Source organism: Mycolicibacterium pulveris (assembly GCF_010725725.1).
GTDB classification, from domain to species: Bacteria; Actinomycetota; Actinomycetes; order Mycobacteriales; family Mycobacteriaceae; genus Mycobacterium; species Mycobacterium pulveris.
This window is the reverse complement of sequence record NZ_AP022599.1, coordinates 1,811,375-1,830,521: the sequence shown is the minus strand read 5'-3', so window position 1 is coordinate 1,830,521 and position 19,147 is coordinate 1,811,375. Positions and strand designations below refer to the sequence as shown.

7 protein-coding genes and 1 pseudogene are annotated in these 19,147 nt (G+C 66.9%); 5 read left to right on the top strand and 3 right to left on the bottom strand.

From position 1 onward, the window contains the following. Positions 1-93: 93 nt before the first annotated feature. The 3 genes from G6N28_RS08950 to G6N28_RS08940 form a co-directional block, all read right to left on the bottom strand. Positions 94-2,280: an acyltransferase family protein gene (locus tag G6N28_RS08950; RefSeq protein ID WP_163899513.1), complete on the bottom strand. Its 2,187-nt coding sequence runs from the start codon at positions 2,278-2,280 to the stop codon at positions 94-96. Between the two features lie 163 nt (positions 2,281-2,443). Then, positions 2,444-3,538, bottom strand: a complete 1,095-nt coding sequence (locus G6N28_RS08945; protein ID WP_235674516.1) for a class I SAM-dependent methyltransferase — start codon at positions 3,536-3,538, stop codon at positions 2,444-2,446. 38 nt (positions 3,539-3,576) lie between these two features. Next, positions 3,577-4,083 (bottom strand): DUF2505 domain-containing protein, encoded by a 507-nt coding sequence (locus G6N28_RS08940; protein ID WP_163899509.1) that lies wholly within the window; start codon positions 4,081-4,083, stop codon positions 3,577-3,579. A 147-nt stretch (positions 4,084-4,230) separates the two neighbouring features. Between G6N28_RS08940 and G6N28_RS08935 the strand changes: the two genes are divergently transcribed. The 5 genes and pseudogenes from G6N28_RS08935 (at position 4,231) to G6N28_RS08915 (ending at position 19,131) form a co-directional block, all read left to right on the top strand. Beyond that, a complete protein-coding gene (locus G6N28_RS08935) occupies positions 4,231-4,938 on the top strand; it encodes a class I SAM-dependent methyltransferase (RefSeq protein WP_163906010.1) in 708 nt (235 codons plus the stop codon). A gap of 15 nt (positions 4,939-4,953) precedes the next feature. Continuing rightward, positions 4,954-6,246: a glycosyltransferase gene (locus G6N28_RS08930; protein WP_163899507.1), complete on the top strand. Its 1,293-nt coding sequence runs from the start codon at positions 4,954-4,956 to the stop codon at positions 6,244-6,246. Between the two features lie 361 nt (positions 6,247-6,607). Next, on the top strand, positions 6,608-17,626 hold the full coding sequence (locus G6N28_RS08925; RefSeq protein ID WP_163899505.1) for a type I polyketide synthase: 11,019 nt from the start codon (positions 6,608-6,610) through the stop codon (positions 17,624-17,626). A gap of 28 nt (positions 17,627-17,654) precedes the next feature. After that, the gene (locus G6N28_RS08920) at positions 17,655-18,533 is read left to right on the top strand and encodes a class I SAM-dependent methyltransferase (RefSeq protein ID WP_163899503.1); all 879 of its coding nucleotides are present in this window, start codon (positions 17,655-17,657) and stop codon (positions 18,531-18,533) included. 367 nt (positions 18,534-18,900) lie between these two features. Further along, positions 18,901-19,131 (top strand): annotated as a pseudogene (locus G6N28_RS08915) (MbtH family protein). Positions 19,132-19,147: the final 16 nt, after the last annotated feature.

Sequence of the window (19,147 nt, the reverse complement as noted above, 5' to 3'; positions counted from 1 at the left end):
ACGAGCACCCACTCGGGTATAAACGGGTACGTCAATTTCGTCGAAGCATTCTTGCATTCGGGCGCGCACCAGGCGTTCATTTCGGGGATCTAACTAGTCATCGGCGAGCGCCCGGTCGGCGAGTGCGCCGACGGCCGGGGCGAGCAGCCTCGCGTACTCCAGCGTCGTATGCGTCGAGTCGAAATAGACCAGGGTGTTACCCACGATGACCGGGCATAGGTCGGTAGTGCAGAACAACTCGGTCACGTCGCCGTACTGTGCGTCGCCGGCGGTCGTGGCCGCGGCCTCCGCGGCGATCCCTGATTCGTTGACCGCCGATGACCGCTCCGGCGTGCACGCCGGCACGTCATCGAGGTAACCGGACAGACACACCGGCACCACGAAGCCGGGACTTGGGATCGGCCCCAGCACCAGCACCTGCGCACCGGTGGCACGCAGACGTTGCACCAAGTGGGTCAACGCATCGGTCCAGGCGGTGTCGTATGCGCGGTACCCCGACAGCGACTCCTCTGTCCCGTAGCCGCGCCACAGCCCCAATACGACCAGTTGAGGGGGATCGGCTTCCAGCCGGTCGAGGATCTGCGCGCGCCACTCTCCACAGCGACCCAGATAGTCGGCCAGCCGACCCAAGGGACTGGTCAACGGTAAGTCCAGCAATGGACAGGCACCCTTGGCGAGTAGTTCCAGTCGCCAGTTCCGCTCGAAGGCCACTTGCTGAAATGCAGTGGTCCACATTGCTGCGTGGGAATCTCCGACCAGGGCCACCGTCGTCGTCGAGGCGGTGTCGCCCATCGCGCACTCTGGCTGCCCGCTTTGGAACGGTTCGCGCAGGCAGCCGTCGAACAACATGGCCTCCTTGTCGGCCCACGCCTCGGCCAGTGGCGGAGTGAGATTCGAGGGAACGGCCGTCAGATCGGTCGAGGCGGCGACCGCCGCGTGTGCTTGGGCGAAGGTGTGCCGCACCGCCGCGTCATACGCGCTGATGTCGGACCCTGCCGGGACGAGGGCTGCGGTGAGGGTGACCGGCTTCGCCGGTACGCCCTGGCCGACCGGGATCGGTACCACCCTGAGGAGGCCGACGCCGACGGCTACTGCGATCACGGTGGCCGCCGCGCCCAGCCCGAGACTGCGCCGGGGTGAGGTGCGGATCTTGGGAGCGAACCGTAGTGGGTTTTCGAGGTAGTGCAGGGTGAGCCACGCCAACCCGGCGGACACCAGCGCAGCAGCCAACCGGGCGGGCAGGCTGAGGTGGTGGCCCAGCAGGAACGGGGCGAGTACCAGGACCGGCCAGTGCCACAGGTACCACGAGTAGGAAATGCGGCCGATGGCGCGCACCGACGGCAAGCCAAGCAGGCGCCCGCAGCCCTCATCGGGTCGCGCGCAGCCGGCGGCGATCACCAGCGCGGCCCCCAGGGTGGGCAGCAAGGCGGCGGTACCGGGATACAACGTGGTCGGGCTCAACGACGTGCAGGCCAACAGGATCAGGGCCAGCCCCGCCCAGCCCATGATCGCGGCGGGTATCGCTTTCACGCGACGCCAATGGCCCGCCGTCAGGGCGATCAGCCCGCCCACGGCGAGCTGCCAGGCGCGGGTCGGCAACGAATAGAACGCTGCAGCGGGCACCAGGTACGTCGTGAGAAACGACAGCACGAACGAAACCGCCGCGACCAGCGCGAGGAGCACCAGATACGGGCGTCGTGAGGAAGCCGCCTCTGATCCAGTGCGGCGGCGTACCAGTCGGACCAGCCACGCCGTGCCGAGGATCATCGGCGCCCACACGAGGTAGAACTGCTCCTCGACACCCAATGACCAGTAATGAAGGAAAGGCGACGGCGACATGCGGTCGGCGAAGTAGTCGACGCCTCGCAACACGAACTGGTAGTTGCTGACATACAGCGCGCTGGCGATGCCGTCACTGAGTGCCGGCCGAACCTGCAAGGGCGGCAACAGAATTGCCGAGGCGATCATGGTGACGACCCCGACCGCCGCGGAGGCCGGCAGCAAGCGGCGGGCCCGTGCGCCGTAGAAGCTGCGAAGCCGCACGGTTCCCGTCGTGCTCAGCTCACGCCACAACAACCCGGTGATCAAGAAGCCCGAGATGACGAAGAACACGTCGACGCCGACGTATCCGCCGCCGAACCCTGGCAGGGCAGCGTGGAAGAGGACAACGGCCAGCACCGCGACGGCACGCAAGCCCTCGATATCGGGACGGAACCGGTTCTGTTCGGAGCGCGGACTCTGCTGTGCCTCGGTAGCGCCAAGACGTTCTGCCTGGGACAAGACACCTGCCTACGCGTTCTACGGATACGTCAATTGAGTCGAGGCATTCTTACACCCGGTCGCACCCGCTAGAGCGGTTTCAACCCAGGCCCCATGTCGCCGCGGTGCGGCGTCGCCGTCGTCGGTGGATCTGCTCCAGAGTTGAACAGTCAAAAGGACAGCGCTAAGGATTCCGTGCGAGCTTTCCGAGCCCGGTGATTTCGAGGCTGACCGACTGCCGTTGCCCCGCGGCCCCGAGCAAGAAGAGAATGTCGCCGAGCGGGGCGCCCAGCCAAAACCGCCAGAACCGCGGCCGGAAGAACTTCCACAGAAAGCGGCCATCAAGCCAATAGAGGGCGATGGTGCCCAGGTAGTAGACCAGGCGCTTCCAACGCGCGGTCACCATCGCGAAGTTCATCTCCCAGATCTCCAGACCCCACGCCCGGTAGCGCCACTGCAGGCCGTAACGTTTCTGAAACTCATAGAACGCCCGCATCTCGCTGTTGGTGATCAGGTATTCGTCGAAGACCAGGATCGACCCCTCCACGAAACGGTCCTTGCACGTCTCCAGTGCGTGCAGGCAACTTTCGTAGGAATCCAGATCCATGTGGAAGAGCCTGATGGGCGCGGTCGGCCGGTCGGCCAGGAACGGCTCCAATGTGTCATAGGTGCTACCCCGAATGAACTCCACTCGGCGGCCGAGCGCGACGGGCTTGCCGTCCTGCATGCTCACCCGGGTATCGCGCATCACACGTTTCGCGAACGGATCTGACAGTGCGAAGGTGCCCCGCTTGATCAGCTGTTGACCTTCGATCAGCCAATCCTCGACAAGGCCTTCGAAGGTGTCGAAGCCATACACCTTGCGCCCGCAGAAGTCCGACGTCAGCCTGGTCGACCAGCCGATCCACACCCCCAGATCGAGCAGGAGCTCGTCACGGCCGTCGTCATGTGGATTGGGCAGGCGCGAGGCCTCCCACAGCAGCGTGTGTCCGCGAATCCTGCGCCGGCGCAGGTCCGAAAGCGAGTTCTCGATGAAGGTGCGATATTCCTCGTCGTATTCGCTGATGTCCTTGCTGTACTGGGTCGGGACATAGCGGCCGCGGGCCCGGTACACGAGTCGCCCGATCAGAACGGACAGGATGGCCACGCCGATCACCACGAGCAGGACCGGCACGAAGTAGCAGGCGATGGCCAGGGCGACCGCGATCCCGACCAGAAACGCTTTCCAGATCTTGTGAATCGTGGTCCGGTCCGCAGCGAGCCTGTTTACCGTGCCCACCTGCCCGCTTTCCGATTCTGCGGCCGATCGCACCGGCCCTAGCTCATGCATGTGCGTTCGATCCACGTGGTGGTGAAGCGCAGCACCGCGGGGATGCTGTCGGCCAGGCTGCTGCCGATCGCCTTCTCCAGTTGGCGTCCCATCAATGGGATCTTGACATCGACCCTGACCGCGGAGCGCAGTTGCGACGCGCCGCCGGACGGGGCCAGCCAGTTCTCGGCACGGCTGGATCCCAACCCGCCCGACGCCGAGGCCTCGGCCACCCCGCGCATGCTGCCGTCACCGACGGGCCGCCAGGTCTCGCGGTACCGGAGCTTCAGATCCGCGGGAACCACTTTGGCGACCACGCCCGGCAGCACCTGGCGACCCAGGTGTTGGGTGATGCTCACGTTCACCGCGCCGTCGTCGTCGACGCGAAGCAGATCCAGCGTGGTCCCGACGCCGTCGGCCAGGCGGGCCTGCCAGTAGTCCTCGCGGCCGAACGCAGCATGGATTTGCTCAACGCTGACAGGTGATTCGGTCACGATGTCGAAGGAATGCGACATAGCAGACCATTCTTACCGCAGCCCAGACGGACGCGGACAGTTTTCAGCCTGCGGATTTACCCCCTTGTCAATAAATTCCTTTGTGGGCAGGATCGTCGCGTGGGCTTCAACGACGGGCTGGTGGCGTTCGCGGACGCGCTGCCGGGGATGAACCGGATCAGGGCCGTGCAACGGGCGCTCGCGATGCGGTCGGAGCCTGTCTATCTGGAGATCGGCGTTTCACGCGGACAGGCGTTCCAGCGGATCAGCGCCGATGTGAAGATCGCGGTCGACCCGGCCTTCAGGCTCACCGACCGCGTCCGCGAACGCGCCGACGCCAAGGGCCGCGTCACTCGCTACTTCGAAACGACCAGCGACGCCTTCTTCGCGAACGAAACCGCCCTGCTCGAACGGCATCCCGTGGACGTCGCGCTGATCGACGGCCTGCACACTTACGAGCAGGTGGTGCGCGACGTCGAAAACACCGTGCGCTACCTGAAGGACGACGGCGTCATCTTCCTGCACGACTGCAACCCGCCGTTCGAGCTGGCCGGTCGCCGGGCGGATTCCTGGGAGGAGTTCATGGCCCAGCAGAAGGGGCCGCTGCTGATCGGGATCTGGAACGGCGATGTGTGGAAGGCGATCGTCCAACTGCGCAGCACCCGGCCCGATCTCTTGGTGGGGGTGCTCAAGTGCGATCAGGGCGTCGGGTTCCTCCGGAAGGGGTCTCCGGAATCGACGCTGTCGTATTCGGTGGAGGAGATCGAGGCGCTCACCTACGCAGACCTCAAGGCCGACCGCAGACGTCTGCTCAACCTGAAGCCGGCCCGATATCTGAACGAATTCCTCGCTGCCAGCACCGCCTCCCCGAAGTAACGGCCTAGGCCTGCGATGAAATTTGTGCTGGCGAGCTGGGGAAGTCGTGGCGACGTCGAACCCAATGCCGCCGTCGGACGCGAACTTGTGGGACGAGGCCACGAGGTGTGGATGGCCGTGCCGCCCGACCTGGTGAGTTTCGCCGAGGCGGCGGGGCTCAAGGCCGTCGGATTCGGCCCGAACTCACGCTCGATCCTCGACGCCCACCGCGACTTTTGGACCTGCTTCTTCGGCGCCCCCTGGAAGCTCCGGACGATGATCAGGGCGCGGGTCGAGATCGGTGCCCCCCTGCTACGGGGCTGGCAGGAAATGAGCACGACCCTGAGGTCGATCGCCGACGGGGCCGACCTGATCTTCACCGGCATCAACTTCGAGGACGCTGCGGCCAACGTCGCCGAGTACTACGACATCCCGCTGGCGACGCTGCACTACTTCCCGCTGCGCCCCAACGCCCAGGTCCTGAGGTTTCTGCCGGCGAGAATGCGGCGATCGGCGGTGGCCGCCTTCTGGTGGCTGTCCTGGCGAGTGATGAAGAAGGTCGAGCACGCCCAACGCCGCGAACTGGGCCTGCCTGCGGTGAAAGGCTCCGCGCCGCGGCGGATCACCGAACGCGGCTCGCTGGAGATCCAGGCCTACGACGAGGCCTGTTTCCCCGGGCTGGCCGCCGAATGGTCGGAGTTCGCGGACCAGCGCCCCTTCGTCGGCACGCTCACGCTCGAGTTGTCCACCGACGCCGACGACGAGGTCGCGTCATGGATCGCGGCGGGAACGCCGCCGATCTTCTTCGGGTTCGGCAGCATTCCGGTCGAGTCCCCGCGCGACACGTTGGCCATGATCGCCTCAGCCTGTGCGCGGCTCGGCGAGCGAGCGTTGATCGGCGCCGCCGGGACCGACTTCGCGGATGTCCCCGAGTTCGATCACGTCAAGGTCGTCGGCACGCTGAACTACTCGACCGTCTTCCCGGCTTGCCGCGCGGTCGTGCACCACGGCGGCTCGAGCACCACACCGATTGTGATGCGCGCCGGCGTTCCTCAGCTGATCCTCTACTGGGACATGGTTCACGCGGTCTACGGAGCCGCGGTCAAACGCCTGAAGGTGGGCACCGCCCGACGCTTCTCGACCGCCACCGAGGAATCCCTGGTGGCAGATCTGCGCCGCATCCTCGCGCCGGAGTACGTCGCACGGGCCCGTGAGCTGGCCACTCGCATCACCTCGCCGGCGCAGAGCGCAGCGGCCGCCGCCGATCGATTGGAGGACCTCGCACACCGCCGCCGGCATTCGCTGAAGGGTTCGCGGCCAACCCCGTGACAGGGTCCGCGCCGGAGCAGTAAGGTTACAGATTCTGACAGAAGCGTCAATTAGTGGAGCTGGAGAGACCCGGGTTGAGTAGCTACCCATTTGCCGACGAAAAACCACGCAGCCTGTCGCGGACCATCGCGGACACATGGAACTAGAGCACCCGGGTTCGAGGATCGGATGGGCCTTATCGACAGCGCGCTGCAGCTGATGCGCGCACGCCCGCACACCTTCACCCGCGCCGACACCCTTCGGAAAACCCCTGTAGAGAGGACGACCCCGTGATGACCATCGCAGATCTGATGGAGCGGGTACCGACGAGCATCGCCGTGGACCCTGACCGCGAAAACACGCTCACCGGCGGTGATCGGAAATGACGGACCTCCACAACGCGGCCACGCACCACAGCGAGAGGTTCGCGATCGTCGGCTACGCGCTGCGTGTTCCGGGCGCCGCCAACGCCGACGAGTTCTGGGAGGTGCTGCACGACGGCCGCGATGCGGTGTCGGAGGTGCCTGCCGACCGCTGGGACGTCGACGAATTCTATGACCCCGATCCCGATGCGCCGGGCAAGATCGTGACCCGCCGGGCCGGCTTCATCGACGACGCGACGGGTTTTGACGCGCAGTTCTTTGGGTTGTCCAAGCGGGAGACGATGCTCATCGACCCGCAGCATCGGTTGCTGCTGGAGACGGCGTGGCAGGCCGTGGAGCACTCCGGGACCGCGCCGTCGGCGTTGGCGAACACCAAGACCGGTGTGTTCGTGGGCATCGGAACCCACGACTACCTGCAGCTGATCTCGGAAGAGATCCCGTACGCCGAGATCGACTCGTATCAGGCGATCGGGTCGTCGTCGGCCGCGGGCGCGGGCCGGATCAGTTACGGGCTGGGGCTTCAGGGCCCGGCGGTCAGCGTCGATACCGCGTGCAGCTCGTCGCTGGTGGCCGTCCATCAGGCGTGCCAGGCACTGCGCCTCGGGGAATGCGACGTCGCCCTGGCCGGCGGCGTGAACGTGTTGCTCAGCCCCAAGAGCGTGATGTCCTTCGCGCGCGCGAAGATGCTGGCCCCCGACGGCAAGTGCAAGACCTTCGACGCGTCCGCGGACGGCTATGTGCGCGGCGAGGGCTGCGGTGTCATCGTCGTCAAACGCCTCGCCGACGCGGTCCGTGACGGTGACCGGATCAGGGCCGTGATCCGGGGCAGCGCGATCAATCAGGACGGCGCCTCGGGTGGTTTGACGGTGCCCAACGGCGTTGCCCAACAACGCGTCATCAGCGAAGCCCTCGCCAACGGCGGCGTCGCCGCCTGCGATGTCGGATACCTCGAGGCGCACGGCACCGGGACCTCGTTGGGTGACCCGATCGAAGTTCAGGCCGCCGGTGCGGTGCTCGGCGACGGACGCGACGCTGACCGCCCGCTGCTGATCGGCTCGGTGAAAACCAACATCGGCCATCTGGAGGCGGCCGCCGGAATCGCCGGTCTGATCAAGGTGGTCCTCTCGCTCGAGCACGAGGAACTGCCCAAGCAACTGCACTTCCAGAACCCGTCACCGCACATCCCGTGGGATCGGCTCCCGGTGCGGGTGGTGGACGAGAACGTGCCGTGGCGCCGGGACGGCCGCCCGCGTATCGCCGGGGTCAGTTCCTTTGGCTTCTCCGGGACCAACTCTCACGTCATCCTCGAGGAAGCCCCCGTCGCGGCGGCCCCGTCCGCGGCCGCCACGCAGGCGCCGGACGACGACCGACGCTTCGCGGTGTTGCCGCTGTCGGCGCGCAGCCCGGCCGCGCTGGTGGAGCTTGCGCAGCGATACGACGCCTGGCTCGCCGACCACCCCGAAGCCTCGCTGGCCGACGTGTGCTTCACCGCAGGGGTCGCGCGCTCGCACCTCGAGCATCGCGCCGCCTTGGTGGCGAACTCGACCGAGTCCGCCCGTGAAGTCCTACGGGCGCTGGCCGAAGACCGCCCGGCGCCGGGCCTGGTGCGCGGCGAATGCGCGGACAAACCGAAGACCGCGTGGTTGTTCACCGGTCAGGGCAGCCAGTACGCGGGCATGGCGAAAGAGCTGTACGCCACCGAGCCGGTGTTCGCCGAGACCGTCGACCAGTGCGCGGCGGCGGTTGCCGACATGCTCGAAAAGCCGCTGCTGGACGTCATTTTCGGTGACGGCCCGGATGCCCAGGACACCCTGCGGCAGACGAGCTATGCCCAGCCCGCACTGTTCGCGGTGGAAATGGGTCTGGCGCGGCTCTGGCAGTCGTGGGGCTTTGAGCCCGACGTGGTGATCGGGCACAGCGTCGGCCAGTACACGGCGGCCTGTGTCGCAGGCGTCTTCAGCCTCGAAGACGGAATGCGGCTGATGGCCGAGCGGGGCCGGCTGTTCGGCAGCCTGCCCGACGGCGGCCGGATGGTCGCGGTCTTCGCCGCCCCCGAACGGGTGGAGAGCTTCACCGACGAGTTCCCGAGCTTGTCGGTCGCCGCCTACAACGGCGCCAACACCGTGCTGTCCGGACCCGCGCAGGACCTGGAGTCTGTGGTGACCCGGCTGGACGCCGACGGCGTGCGGTGCGACTGGCTCGACACCAGCCATGCGTTCCACTCGGCGCTGCTGGACCCGGTCCTCGACGAATTCGAAGCGTACGCGAACCGGTTCCAGTTCAACCCGCCACGAAAGACGTTGATCTGCAACCGCACCGGCGCGGCCCTGGGCCGCAGCGCCAAACTGGACGGCGCCTACTGGCGGCGCCATGCCCGCCAGCCGGTCGAGTTCGCCAAGAGCGTGCGCACCCTGGCCGATCTCCGGTGCACGATGCTGCTGGAGATCGGACCACAGCCGGTTCTCACCGCCGCGGCCATGCGTGCCTGGCCGGACCCGGCGACCGCGCCGCGGGCGATCGCCTCGCTGCGCCGAAACGTCGCCGACCACCGGCAGATCACCGAGGCGCTGGCCAACGCGTACGTCGCGGGCCATCGACCGGACTTCGCCGCGCTGGTCGGCCCGGCGCGCAAGGTCGACCTGCCCACCTATCCGTTCCAGCATCGTCAGTACTGGTTCCGTGAGCAGCGGGTCCGGCCCACCCAGACCGTCGACGAGACACAAGCCGCGCGCACCGAAACCGTCCAGCTTCTCGAGGACGGCCGGATCGAGGAACTCGTCGCGCGGCTCGGCGGTGCCGAGGGCAACCAGCAGGCCGTTGAACTGCTGAAACAGCTTGCCGCGCAACATAATCAGCAGCGCAAGGCGCTGACGATCACCGACTCCCGCTATGAGATCCGCTGGGAGAAGCTCGCCGCGGCCACGGGCGCGGTGCGTGGTGAGACCGCCTCCTGGCTGCTCGTCTGCGCTGACCCCACCACGGCCGCGCCACTGGTCGACGCGCTGACCGCGCGTGGCCACCGGCATCAGATCCTCGGCCTGCCGATGTCTGACGCCGACGAAGAGCGGCTCACGGCCACCTTGCGCACCGCCGTCGCCGACGAGCCGACGGCCCGCATCCTCAACCTCGCGGCACTCGAGGCGGACGGCACCGCATCGACACAGTCGCTGTTGCGGATGCAACACGAGGTGCTCAGCGGGACGCGACGGCTCTTCCGCGCGGCCGCTGCGGCCGAACTCCGCGCACCGATCTGGCTGATAACCCGTGGTGCACAACGCGTTACCGGTACGGACACGGTATCGCCCGCGCAGTCGGCGCTGTGGGGCTTCGGCCGCGCCGCTGCGCTGGAACATCCCCGGCTGTGGGGCGGGTTGGCGGATCTGCCGGCAACGGGCACCCCGGACAACGGCGAGTGGTCGCGGCTCATCGACCACCTGGAGGCAGCACCGTCCGGCGAAGACCAGATCGCGCTTCGCGACCAAGCGGTCCACGCCCCGCGACTGACCCGCCGGGCAGGGCAGCCCATCGCGACGCCGCTGCAACTCCGTGCCGACGCGACGTATCTGGTCACCGGCGGTCTGGGCGCGATCGGCCTGGAAGTCGCCGGCTACCTGGCCGCACACGGCGCACGGCACCTGGTGCTGACGAGCCGACGCGCTCCTAGCGACGCCGCCCAGCAGCGGATCGACGCGATACGCGAACAGTCCGGCTGCGATGTCCGGGTCATCACGGCCGATGTCTCCAACCCGCACGACGTCGCTCGCGTCCTGACCGCCGTGCGGGCCGAACTGCCCGCGCTGTCCGGCGTCGTACACGCCGCGGGCGAGATCAGCACCACCCCACTGCAAAGCCTGGACGACGCCGAAGTCGGCCGGGTATTCGGCGGAAAGGTCTGGGGCGCCTGGAATCTGAGCGAAGCGACGACGGGCATGAAGCTCGACTTCTTCCTCAGCACCTCCTCGATCGCCGGCGTATGGGGTGCCGGTGGTCAGACCGCCTACAGCGCGGCGAACGCCTTCCTCGACGGGCTGGCCTGGCAGCAACGTGAGCGCGGCGTCCCCGGGATCAGCGTCAACTTCGGGCCGTGGCTGAACGCGGGCATGGCCGACGAGGCTGCCCGCGCCGAACTGGACAAGCGCGGTGTCCGGCCGTTGTCGCCTGCCGACGCGTTGGCGGGGATGGCCGAGCTCATGGTGTCGTCGAACAAGGGCGCCTCACACGGGGTGGTGGCCCGGATCGACTGGGCCAGCTTCCTGCCCGTGTACCAGATGACCGGCAAGCGGTCCTTCTTCGCGCAGCTGCAGCAGGAGGTGCCCGAGTCGGCACCGGCTGCGGCGTCGGACGCCGGGGGCACCCAGCTGGTCGAACGGGTCACCCGGGCGCCGGCGGGTCAGCGCAAGAAACTCGTCGTCGACTACCTGCGCGACGTCGTCGCCGAGGTCACCCGCATCGACGCCTCCGAGATCCGCGACGAGGCGGGCTTCTTCGACGTCGGCATGGATTCGCTGATGGCCGTCGAACTTCGGCGCCGGGTCGAGCAGGCCGTGGGCAAGGGGTTGCCCTCGACGCTTGCGATGGACTACCCACGCCTCGTCGACGTGGCGGACTTCCTGCTCAGCGATGTCCTCAGCATCGACACCCCGGCGCCCAGCGCCCCGGCGCCGGTCCAACCGGCCGTGGTGGCGCCGGTGCGCAGCGACGAACCGATCGCGATCGTCGCCGTCGCCTGCCGCTTCCCGGGGGCGCCCGATCCCGAGGCGTATTGGGAGTTGTTGTCCGGCGGCGTCGACGCCATCCGGGAGATTCCGGACGATCGCTTCGACGTCGACGAGTATTACGACCCGGATCCCGAAGCGGCGGGCAAGATCTACACCCGTTACGGCGGATACCTGGAAAGCGTCGACGGATTCGATCCGGAGTTCTTCGGCATCTCGCCGCGCGAAGCGGTGTGGATGGATCCCCAGCAGCGGTTGATGCTCGAAATCGCCTGGGAGGGCCTGGAACGAGCCGGATACGCGCCGAATTCGTTGCGCGGCACCCGAAGCGGCGTGTTCGTCGGGGTGGCGGCCAACGAGTACTCACAGCTGCTCAACGCCAACTCGGTGGAGACCATCGAGGCCCACTTCATCACCGGCAACGCGCTCAACGTCATCGCAGGCCGGGTGGCTTATGCACTCGGACTCGAGGGCCCGGCGATGGCGGTGGACACCGCGTGCAGCGCATCGCTGGTGGCCGTGCATCAGGCCTGCCAAGCGCTGCACTCCGGGGATTGCGACATGGCGCTGGCCGGCGGGGTGAACGTCCTGGTCAGCCCGGCATCCATCGTCGCGACCTCGCGCGCCAGGATGCTGTCGGCAGACGGCCGGTGCAAGACCTTCGACGCCGCCGCCAACGGCTACGCGCGCAGTGAAGGCTGCGGCATCCTGGTGCTCAAGCGACTCAGCGACGCCGAGCGCGACGGGGACCAGATCTGCGCGGTCATCCGGGGCAGCGCCGTCAACCAGGACGGCGCCTCCAGCGGCCTGACCGTGCCCAACGGTGGTGCGCAGCAACGGCTTATCACCGCCACGCTGGCTCGCGCCGGTCTCGTCGGCGGAGACATCGACTATCTCGAGGCGCACGGCACCGGCACCTCGCTGGGTGACCCGATCGAGGTGCAGGCCGCCGCGGCCGCCTACGGCAACGGTCGGGATGCGAACCGTCCGCTGCTCATCGGATCGGTGAAGACCAACGTCGGCCACCTCGAATCCGCGGCGGGCATCGCCGGGCTGATCAAGGTCGTGCTGTCGTTGCAGCACGGAATGCTGCCGCAGAACCTGCACTTCCAGAACCCGTCGCCGAACATCCCGTGGGACTCGCTGCCGGTGCAGGTGGTCGACAAACCGATTCCGTGGCAGGCCGACGGCCGACCGCGCCGCGCAGGGACCAGTTCGTTCGGGTTCTCCGGTACCAATGCCCACGTCATCATCGAAGAAGCACCGTCGAAGTCTGCTGCGGCAGAACCGGTTTCCGAGCCGACCACCGGTGACGAATCGGTGAGTGTGCTGCCGCTGTCGGCGCGGTCGCCGCAGGCGTTGGCGGCGTTGGCGCAGCGGTACGCCGAATGGTTGGACAGCCATCCGGACGTCGACATCGCCGACCTGAGTTTCACTGCCGGTGCCGGGCGTTCGCACTTCGAGCACCGGGCCGCGATGGTGGTGGACTCGGTGTCGAACGCGCGCGAACTGCTGGCCGAACTGGCCGAGAACCGGTTGGGGCCGGGTGCGGTCCGAGGCGAGTGCGGTGACCCGCCGAAGACAGCGTGGCTGTTCACCGGACAGGGCAGCCAGTACCCCGGGATGGCGCGCGAACTGTTCGACACCGAGCCGGTGTTCGCCGAAACGGTGACCCGTTGCGCGGAGGCCGTCGACGGGATGCTGCCGCGCCCGTTGCTGGAGGTGATGTTCGAAACCGACGGCGACGCCGGCGACAAGGCTGGAAAGTCGCTGGGCCACACCTCGTTCGCTCAGCCGGCACTGTTCGCCGTCGAAATGGGGCTGGCCCGGCTGTGGCAATCGTGGGGCATCGAGCCCGACGTGGTCCTCGGGCACAGCGTGGGTCAGTACGCGGCGGCGTGCGTGGCCGGCGTGTTCAGCCTCGAGGACGGGGCGCGGTTGATCGCCGAGCGTGGCCGCCTGTTCGGGGAGCTGCCCGAGGGCGGCCGGATGGTGGCGGTCTTCGCGGCCCCCACGCAGGTCGAGCGCGCCGCCGAGAACTTCCCGCAGGTCTCGGTCGCCGCCTACAACGGCCCTAACACCGTGTTGTCGGGTCCGGCCGGGGATCTGGAACAGATCGTGGCCAAGCTGAGTGAAGACGGCACCCGGTGCACCTGGCTGGACACCAGCCACGCCTTCCATTCGGTGTTGTTGGAGCCGGCACTCGACGAATTCGAGGCTTTCGCAAGAGGATTCGAGTTCGCCACCCCGACGCTGCCGTTGGTGTGCAATCGCACCGGCGCGGTACTCACGGCGGATACCCCGCTGGACGCGCAGTATTGGCGTCGCCATTCCCGGCAGCCGGTGCAGTTCGCCGAAAGCATCGAAACAGTGGCCCAGCTGGGGTGCTCGGTGTTGATGGAGATCGGCCCGCAACCGATCCTGACCGGGGCCGCGGTGCAGGCCTGGCCGGAGTCCTCGCCCGCTCCGCGCGCCGTCGCCTGCCTGCGCAAGGGCACCGATGATCGGCGGCAGATGGCAGAGGCGCTGGCCGCGGTCTATGTCGCCGGCCATCGGCCCGACTTCGCCGCGGTGCATCACCGGCCGCGCCGCAGGGTCGAACTGCCCACCTATCCGTTCCAGCGGCGGCGTTTCTGGCCCAAGACCGTCGACATCCGAGACATCGACGGCCAGGGCGTATTCGAGTCCGGAATTCTGGGCAGCGTCAAGGATCTCGCGTCCGGCGAGACGGTCTACACCGGCCGCTGGTCGGTCAAGACGCAGCCGTGGTTGGCTCATCACGTCATCTACGGCACCGTTGTCGTTCCGGGCGCAACGTACGCCGCGATGGCGCTGGCCGCGGCCGGAGTGCCCGCGCAGGTGCGTGACGTCTTCTTCTACGAGCCGATCATTCTGCCCGTGAAGGCCTCTCGCGAGGTCCAGTTGACGTTGCGTCCGCTCGAGGACGGAAGTGGTTCCACTTTCCATGTGCACAGCCGGCCCTACGGTGAGCGCGACGCCGAGTGGGCCTTGAACGCCGACGGCCGGATCGTCACCAGCATCGACGACGTGCCGGCGCCGGATTCGTCAGAAACCATCGAGGCCGCGTGCGAACGGTTGCGGCGGACCCGACCGCAGCAGCTGTTCGACACCTTCGCCGACATGGAGCTGATCTGGGGCCCGACCTGGGCGACCTCGCTGAAATCGCTGTGGGCCGGTGACGGTGAAGCGATCGGCGACGTCACGATCGGCGAGGAGCTCACCGAGCAGCTCGGCAGCGAGCCGATCCATCCGGTGTTGCTCGACCTGTGCACCGGGGTGGCTTTCCCGGCATTCCCCGCGGTGCTGGCAGCGACGGAGGAGGGCGGTCCCATGGCCGATCTGTTCCTGCCGCTGCGGTATGGGCGGGTCGTGCTCCGGGAGAAGATGCCGAAGCGGTTCTACTGCCGCGCGAAGTGGCAGACCGGCAGCGCCGAGAGCGAGACGCAGGTCTTCGACCTGGAGTTCGTGGACCGGGACGGTCGGCTGCTTGGCGAAATCCGCGAGTTCGCGGTGAAACGCGCACCCCGAGAAGCGTTGCTGCGTGGGCTCGGCGGCGATGCAACCCGCAACCTCTACACCATGGGCTGGCAGGAGATGCCGTCGCCGGCGCAAAGCGATGCCGCCGGGACACCCGACGGCACCTGGGTGGTCGCCGGGTTCGACGAACTGTCGGCAGCGCTGGCGGGTTCGGTCGTGCTGGACCGGGATTCGGCTTCGGATCCAGAGTCCTGGAAGCGGCTGATCGCCCAGGCTCAGGACTGCGGGGCCCCGATCAGCGGCATCGTCTGGCGCTGCTTGGGACAACCGGGCGCCGAGGAGTCGGCCGGTGAGTTCGCCGCGCGGCTGGAGAGCGAGATCGATCAGTTGCTCACCGTCGTGCGCACGCTGCAGGCGCACGAGGACGTCAAACTCACCGGAGGGCTGTGGATCGTCACCGAACGAGCGGTGGCCACCGAATCCGGCGAGCCGGTCGACCCGGTGCAGTCGGCGCTGTGGGGGCTCGGGCGGACGATCATCACCGAGCAACCGGCGCTGCGCTGCAAACTGGTCGACTTCGACGAACTCGACGACGTCGTGCGCACGCTGCCAGGTCTGATCGGCGCATCGGTCGAAGAGCCCGAACTGGCTCTGCGGCAAGGGAAGTACCTGGTGCCCCGGGTGCTGCCGTGGGCGCGTGGCGGCCCGCTGTCGGTGCCCCGCGGAACCGACTACATTCTCGAGCCGACCGAACGCGGCGCCATCGACAACCTGCGTCTGGTGGAGATCGACGTGCCGCCGCCACCGGCGGGTCAGGTGCAGATCCGCGTCGAGGCCGCGGGTCTCAACTTCCGCGACGTGCTGAACGTGCTCGGCCTGTACCCGGGCGATCCGGGACGGATCGGCGGCGACCTGGCGGGCATCGTCACCGAGGTGGGTGACGGCGTCACCGGCTTCGAGGTCGGTCAGCGCGTCTTCGGCTTCATGCAGGGCGGGTTCGCGTCCCGGGTCAACATTCCGGCCGAGTTCCTGTCGCCGTTGCCCGACGGGGTGAGCGCGGTGGGAGCGGCGACCATACCCGCCGGGGCGCTGACGACGCGGCTGGCGTTCGACTGGGCGAAGATCCGCCCGGGTGAGCGTGTGCTGATACACGCTGCCAGCGGTGGCGTGGGGCTCGCCGCGATCCAGTTGGCCCGCCAGGCCGGTGCGACGGTCTTCGCCACCGCCAGCACCTACAAACGGGCGACGCTGCGCGAGATGGGCGTGGATTACGTCTACGACTCGCGCACGACGGCCTTCGCGGATCAGATCCTCGCCGACACCGACGGTGCCGGTGTGGACGTGGTGCTCAACAGCCTCACCAATGAGGGTTTCATCGAAGCGACAGTGCGGGCTACCGCCAAGGGTGGTCGGTTCGTCGAGATCGCCAAGCGCGACATCTGGTCTCCCGAGCAGATGGCCGCGGTCCGCCCCGACATCGCCTACGAGATCGTCGCGCTGGACGCGACAATCGAGCAAGAGCCCGAGCGGGTGGGCGACCTGTTGGCCCAGTTGGCCGACAGCATGGGCCGCGGCGAGCTGCTGCCGCTTCCCGCCGAGGTCTATCCGCTGACGGAGGCCAAGGTCGCGTTCCGCCGCATGCAGCAGGCGCGGCACATCGGCAAGATCGTGCTGCAGATGCCGACACCTCTTCAGCCGCGTGGCGATCGGACCTACCTGGTCACCGGCGGCGTCGGTGCGCTCGGCCTGCACACGGCGGCGCACCTGGCCCAGCTCGGCGCAGGACACGTCGTGTTGACCAGCAGGCGGATGCCCGACGCGGAGGCGCAACGCGCCATTGCCGACATCATGGAGCGGTATCGGTGCCAGATCCACACGTTCACCGCAGATGTCGGCGATGAGGGCCAGGTTGCGGAGTTGCTGAACCGGATCCGCGCGGAGCTCCCGCCGCTGGCGGGAGTGGTGCACGGCGCGGGTGTGCTGGACGACGCGTTGCTGACTCAGCAGGACGTCGAGCGGTTCCGGACGGTGTTGGCGCCCAAGGCGTTTGGGGCACACCACCTGCACCGGTTGACGAACAGCGACGAACTGGAATTCTTCATCGTGTATTCGTCGGCCGCCAGCGTGCTGGGTTCTCCGGGCCAGGCCAACTACGTGACGGCCAACGCGCTGCTCGACGGACTCGTCGCGGCGCGTCGCGCGCAGGGACTGCCCGCGACCAGCGTCAACTGGGGGCCATGGGCGCAGGGCGGCATGGCGACATCGCACGCCGCGCGCGCCAACCTCAGCGCGCAAGGGCTGATTCCGTTGGAACCCGCTGCCGCGCTCAACGCGCTCAACGAGATCGTCGCCCACGGAACGGGGCAGGTGACCGTTCTCAAGGCCAATTGGCAGCGTGCGGCCAAGGGGCTGGGCGGGACTCGACCGTTCATCCTCGACCATCTGCTTCCCAGCACGGTCGCGGCGACGCGCGGCGACAGCGAGTTGCTCCGGCAACTGCACGACGTGCCCGAAGAAGAACGCGGGAACTTCCTCACCGAGTACCTGCGGTACGAGGTACAGAACTTCCTTCGGCTTGCGCAGCCCCCGGCGGCCACCAGCAGGTTCCTCGAGTTGGGCACGGATTCGCTGATGGCGGTCGAATTCAGCAACCGGTTGTTGCCGCAGTTCGGCGGCGCGGTCACCATCAGTGCCACCGCGGTGTTCGACTACCCGACGATCGGGTCGCTCGCCGAATACCTGGCGGCTCAGATGCCGGAGTTCAAGGATTCGGATTCCGTCGGTTCATCCGAGCCCACACAATGATCGGAGAATCCATGCGGAGTTGGGTGCTATGACGGCGATGGAACGTCCTGGCGAACCTTCGGTGCAAGTCGAATCCGAGGACGATTCACAAGTGGCGATGTCGGCGTACCTTGCCGATGACCTGCTTTCGACGACCGCCGGCGGATGGCGCAGCTTCTACAACAAGCTCAGTCGCCGCCTGGAAGAAGTCGGAGTGGCCGATTCATCGTTCTTCCTCAACTACGGATACCTTCCGACGGATGCGAACAACGAGTCCGTCTTCGATATTCGCGACGGCACTTTCAATGCCAACTCGGTCCGACTGGTGTTGGAGGTTGTCGGTCCCGTTGACCTCAATAACCGCACCATTGTCGAGATCGGTTGCGGTCGAGGTGGGAACTCGGCACTGGTGGCGGAGAAATTCGACGGTGAGGTCATCGGCATTGATATGTCCTCCGAAGCGATCGCCTTCTGCAATAAGGCTCATGCCAAGCATGCGATCGATTTCAAGGTCGGCGATGCGCTGAATCTGCCCCTGCCTGATGAGTTCTGCGACGCAGTCCTGAATGTGGAGTCGTCGCATTCTTATGGAAACCTGCCGAAGTTCCTGAACGAGGTACGCAGAATCTGCCGTTCCGGCGCATGGTTCTTGCACACCGACTTCCTGAGCCCGGACGACTGGGATTACGTCAGGATGCGTTTGGCATCGCTGGGTTTTGTCACCGAAAGCGACCGCGATATCACCGCTAATGTGTTGGCCTCACGCGACCAAGCGAGCAGCAACTGGGCGCAGGTTTATGGCGACGGAAACGCGCGTGTCGCGAACTTTCTCGCGTTACCCGGGTCGGCCATCTACGAACAGTTACGGGCGGGCTTGTTGGAGTACCGAATATTGCGATCGCAATTACGTACCGCGGGGTCCTCCTAGAAATAAATTAGGCCGCAACCCTTTCCACAAGTCGCCCGCACCGCACGGTGGGAGCGGTCGGGGCCGTGCGGCCGGACGCGCTGGGAGTTGGTGCCGGCATCCAGACGTGGGTTCTCGCGGGTGTGGGGCGAAGCGCCCGTTGGCGGTTTCAGCAAATTGAATGCAATGTGCTGACTTTTACGCATTACCGTCGGTAACGGGTGCAAAACTAAGCGTTGCGCTCAAAAGACCGATACCGCAAGTTAACCCGCGGAAACGTAACTGCACGTGACTGGGTTAACTCCGAACCCCGTGACAGCGTTCCGGCTGCGAAGTATGGTTTACGAGATCTTGCAGAAGCGTCAATTAGTTGATCGGGAGAGCCTGGGTGTCTAGCAACCCCTTTGACGACGAAAGCGGCAGCTTCTTCGTGTTGGTCAACAACGAGGAGCAACACAGCCTGTGACCGACCTTCGCCGACGTGCCTGCCGGTTGGCAGGTGGTGTACGGCGAAGCGGACCGCGCGTCGTGTCTTGACTACATCGAACGCAACTGGCCTGACATCCGGCCCAAGACTCTGCGCGAGAGGCTGGCCGCGAGCGGGACTTCCGATAACTAGTGCGTTTGGGTTCGGG

What these genes read in the sequence shown, in the direction of transcription:
- G6N28_RS08920 (WP_163899503.1), top strand. Translation starts at nt 17,655, where the DNA reads ATGACGGCGATGGAACGTCCTGGCGAACCTTCGGTGCAAGTCGAATCC.
- G6N28_RS08930 (WP_163899507.1), top strand. Translation starts at nt 4,954, where the DNA reads ATGAAATTTGTGCTGGCGAGCTGGGGAAGTCGTGGCGACGTCGAACCC.
- G6N28_RS08940 (WP_163899509.1), bottom strand. Translation starts at nt 4,083, where the DNA reads ATGTCGCATTCCTTCGACATCGTGACCGAATCACCTGTCAGCGTTGAG.
- G6N28_RS08925 (WP_163899505.1), top strand. Translation starts at nt 6,608, where the DNA reads ATGACGGACCTCCACAACGCGGCCACGCACCACAGCGAGAGGTTCGCG.
- G6N28_RS08935 (WP_163906010.1), top strand. Translation starts at nt 4,231, where the DNA reads ATGAACCGGATCAGGGCCGTGCAACGGGCGCTCGCGATGCGGTCGGAG.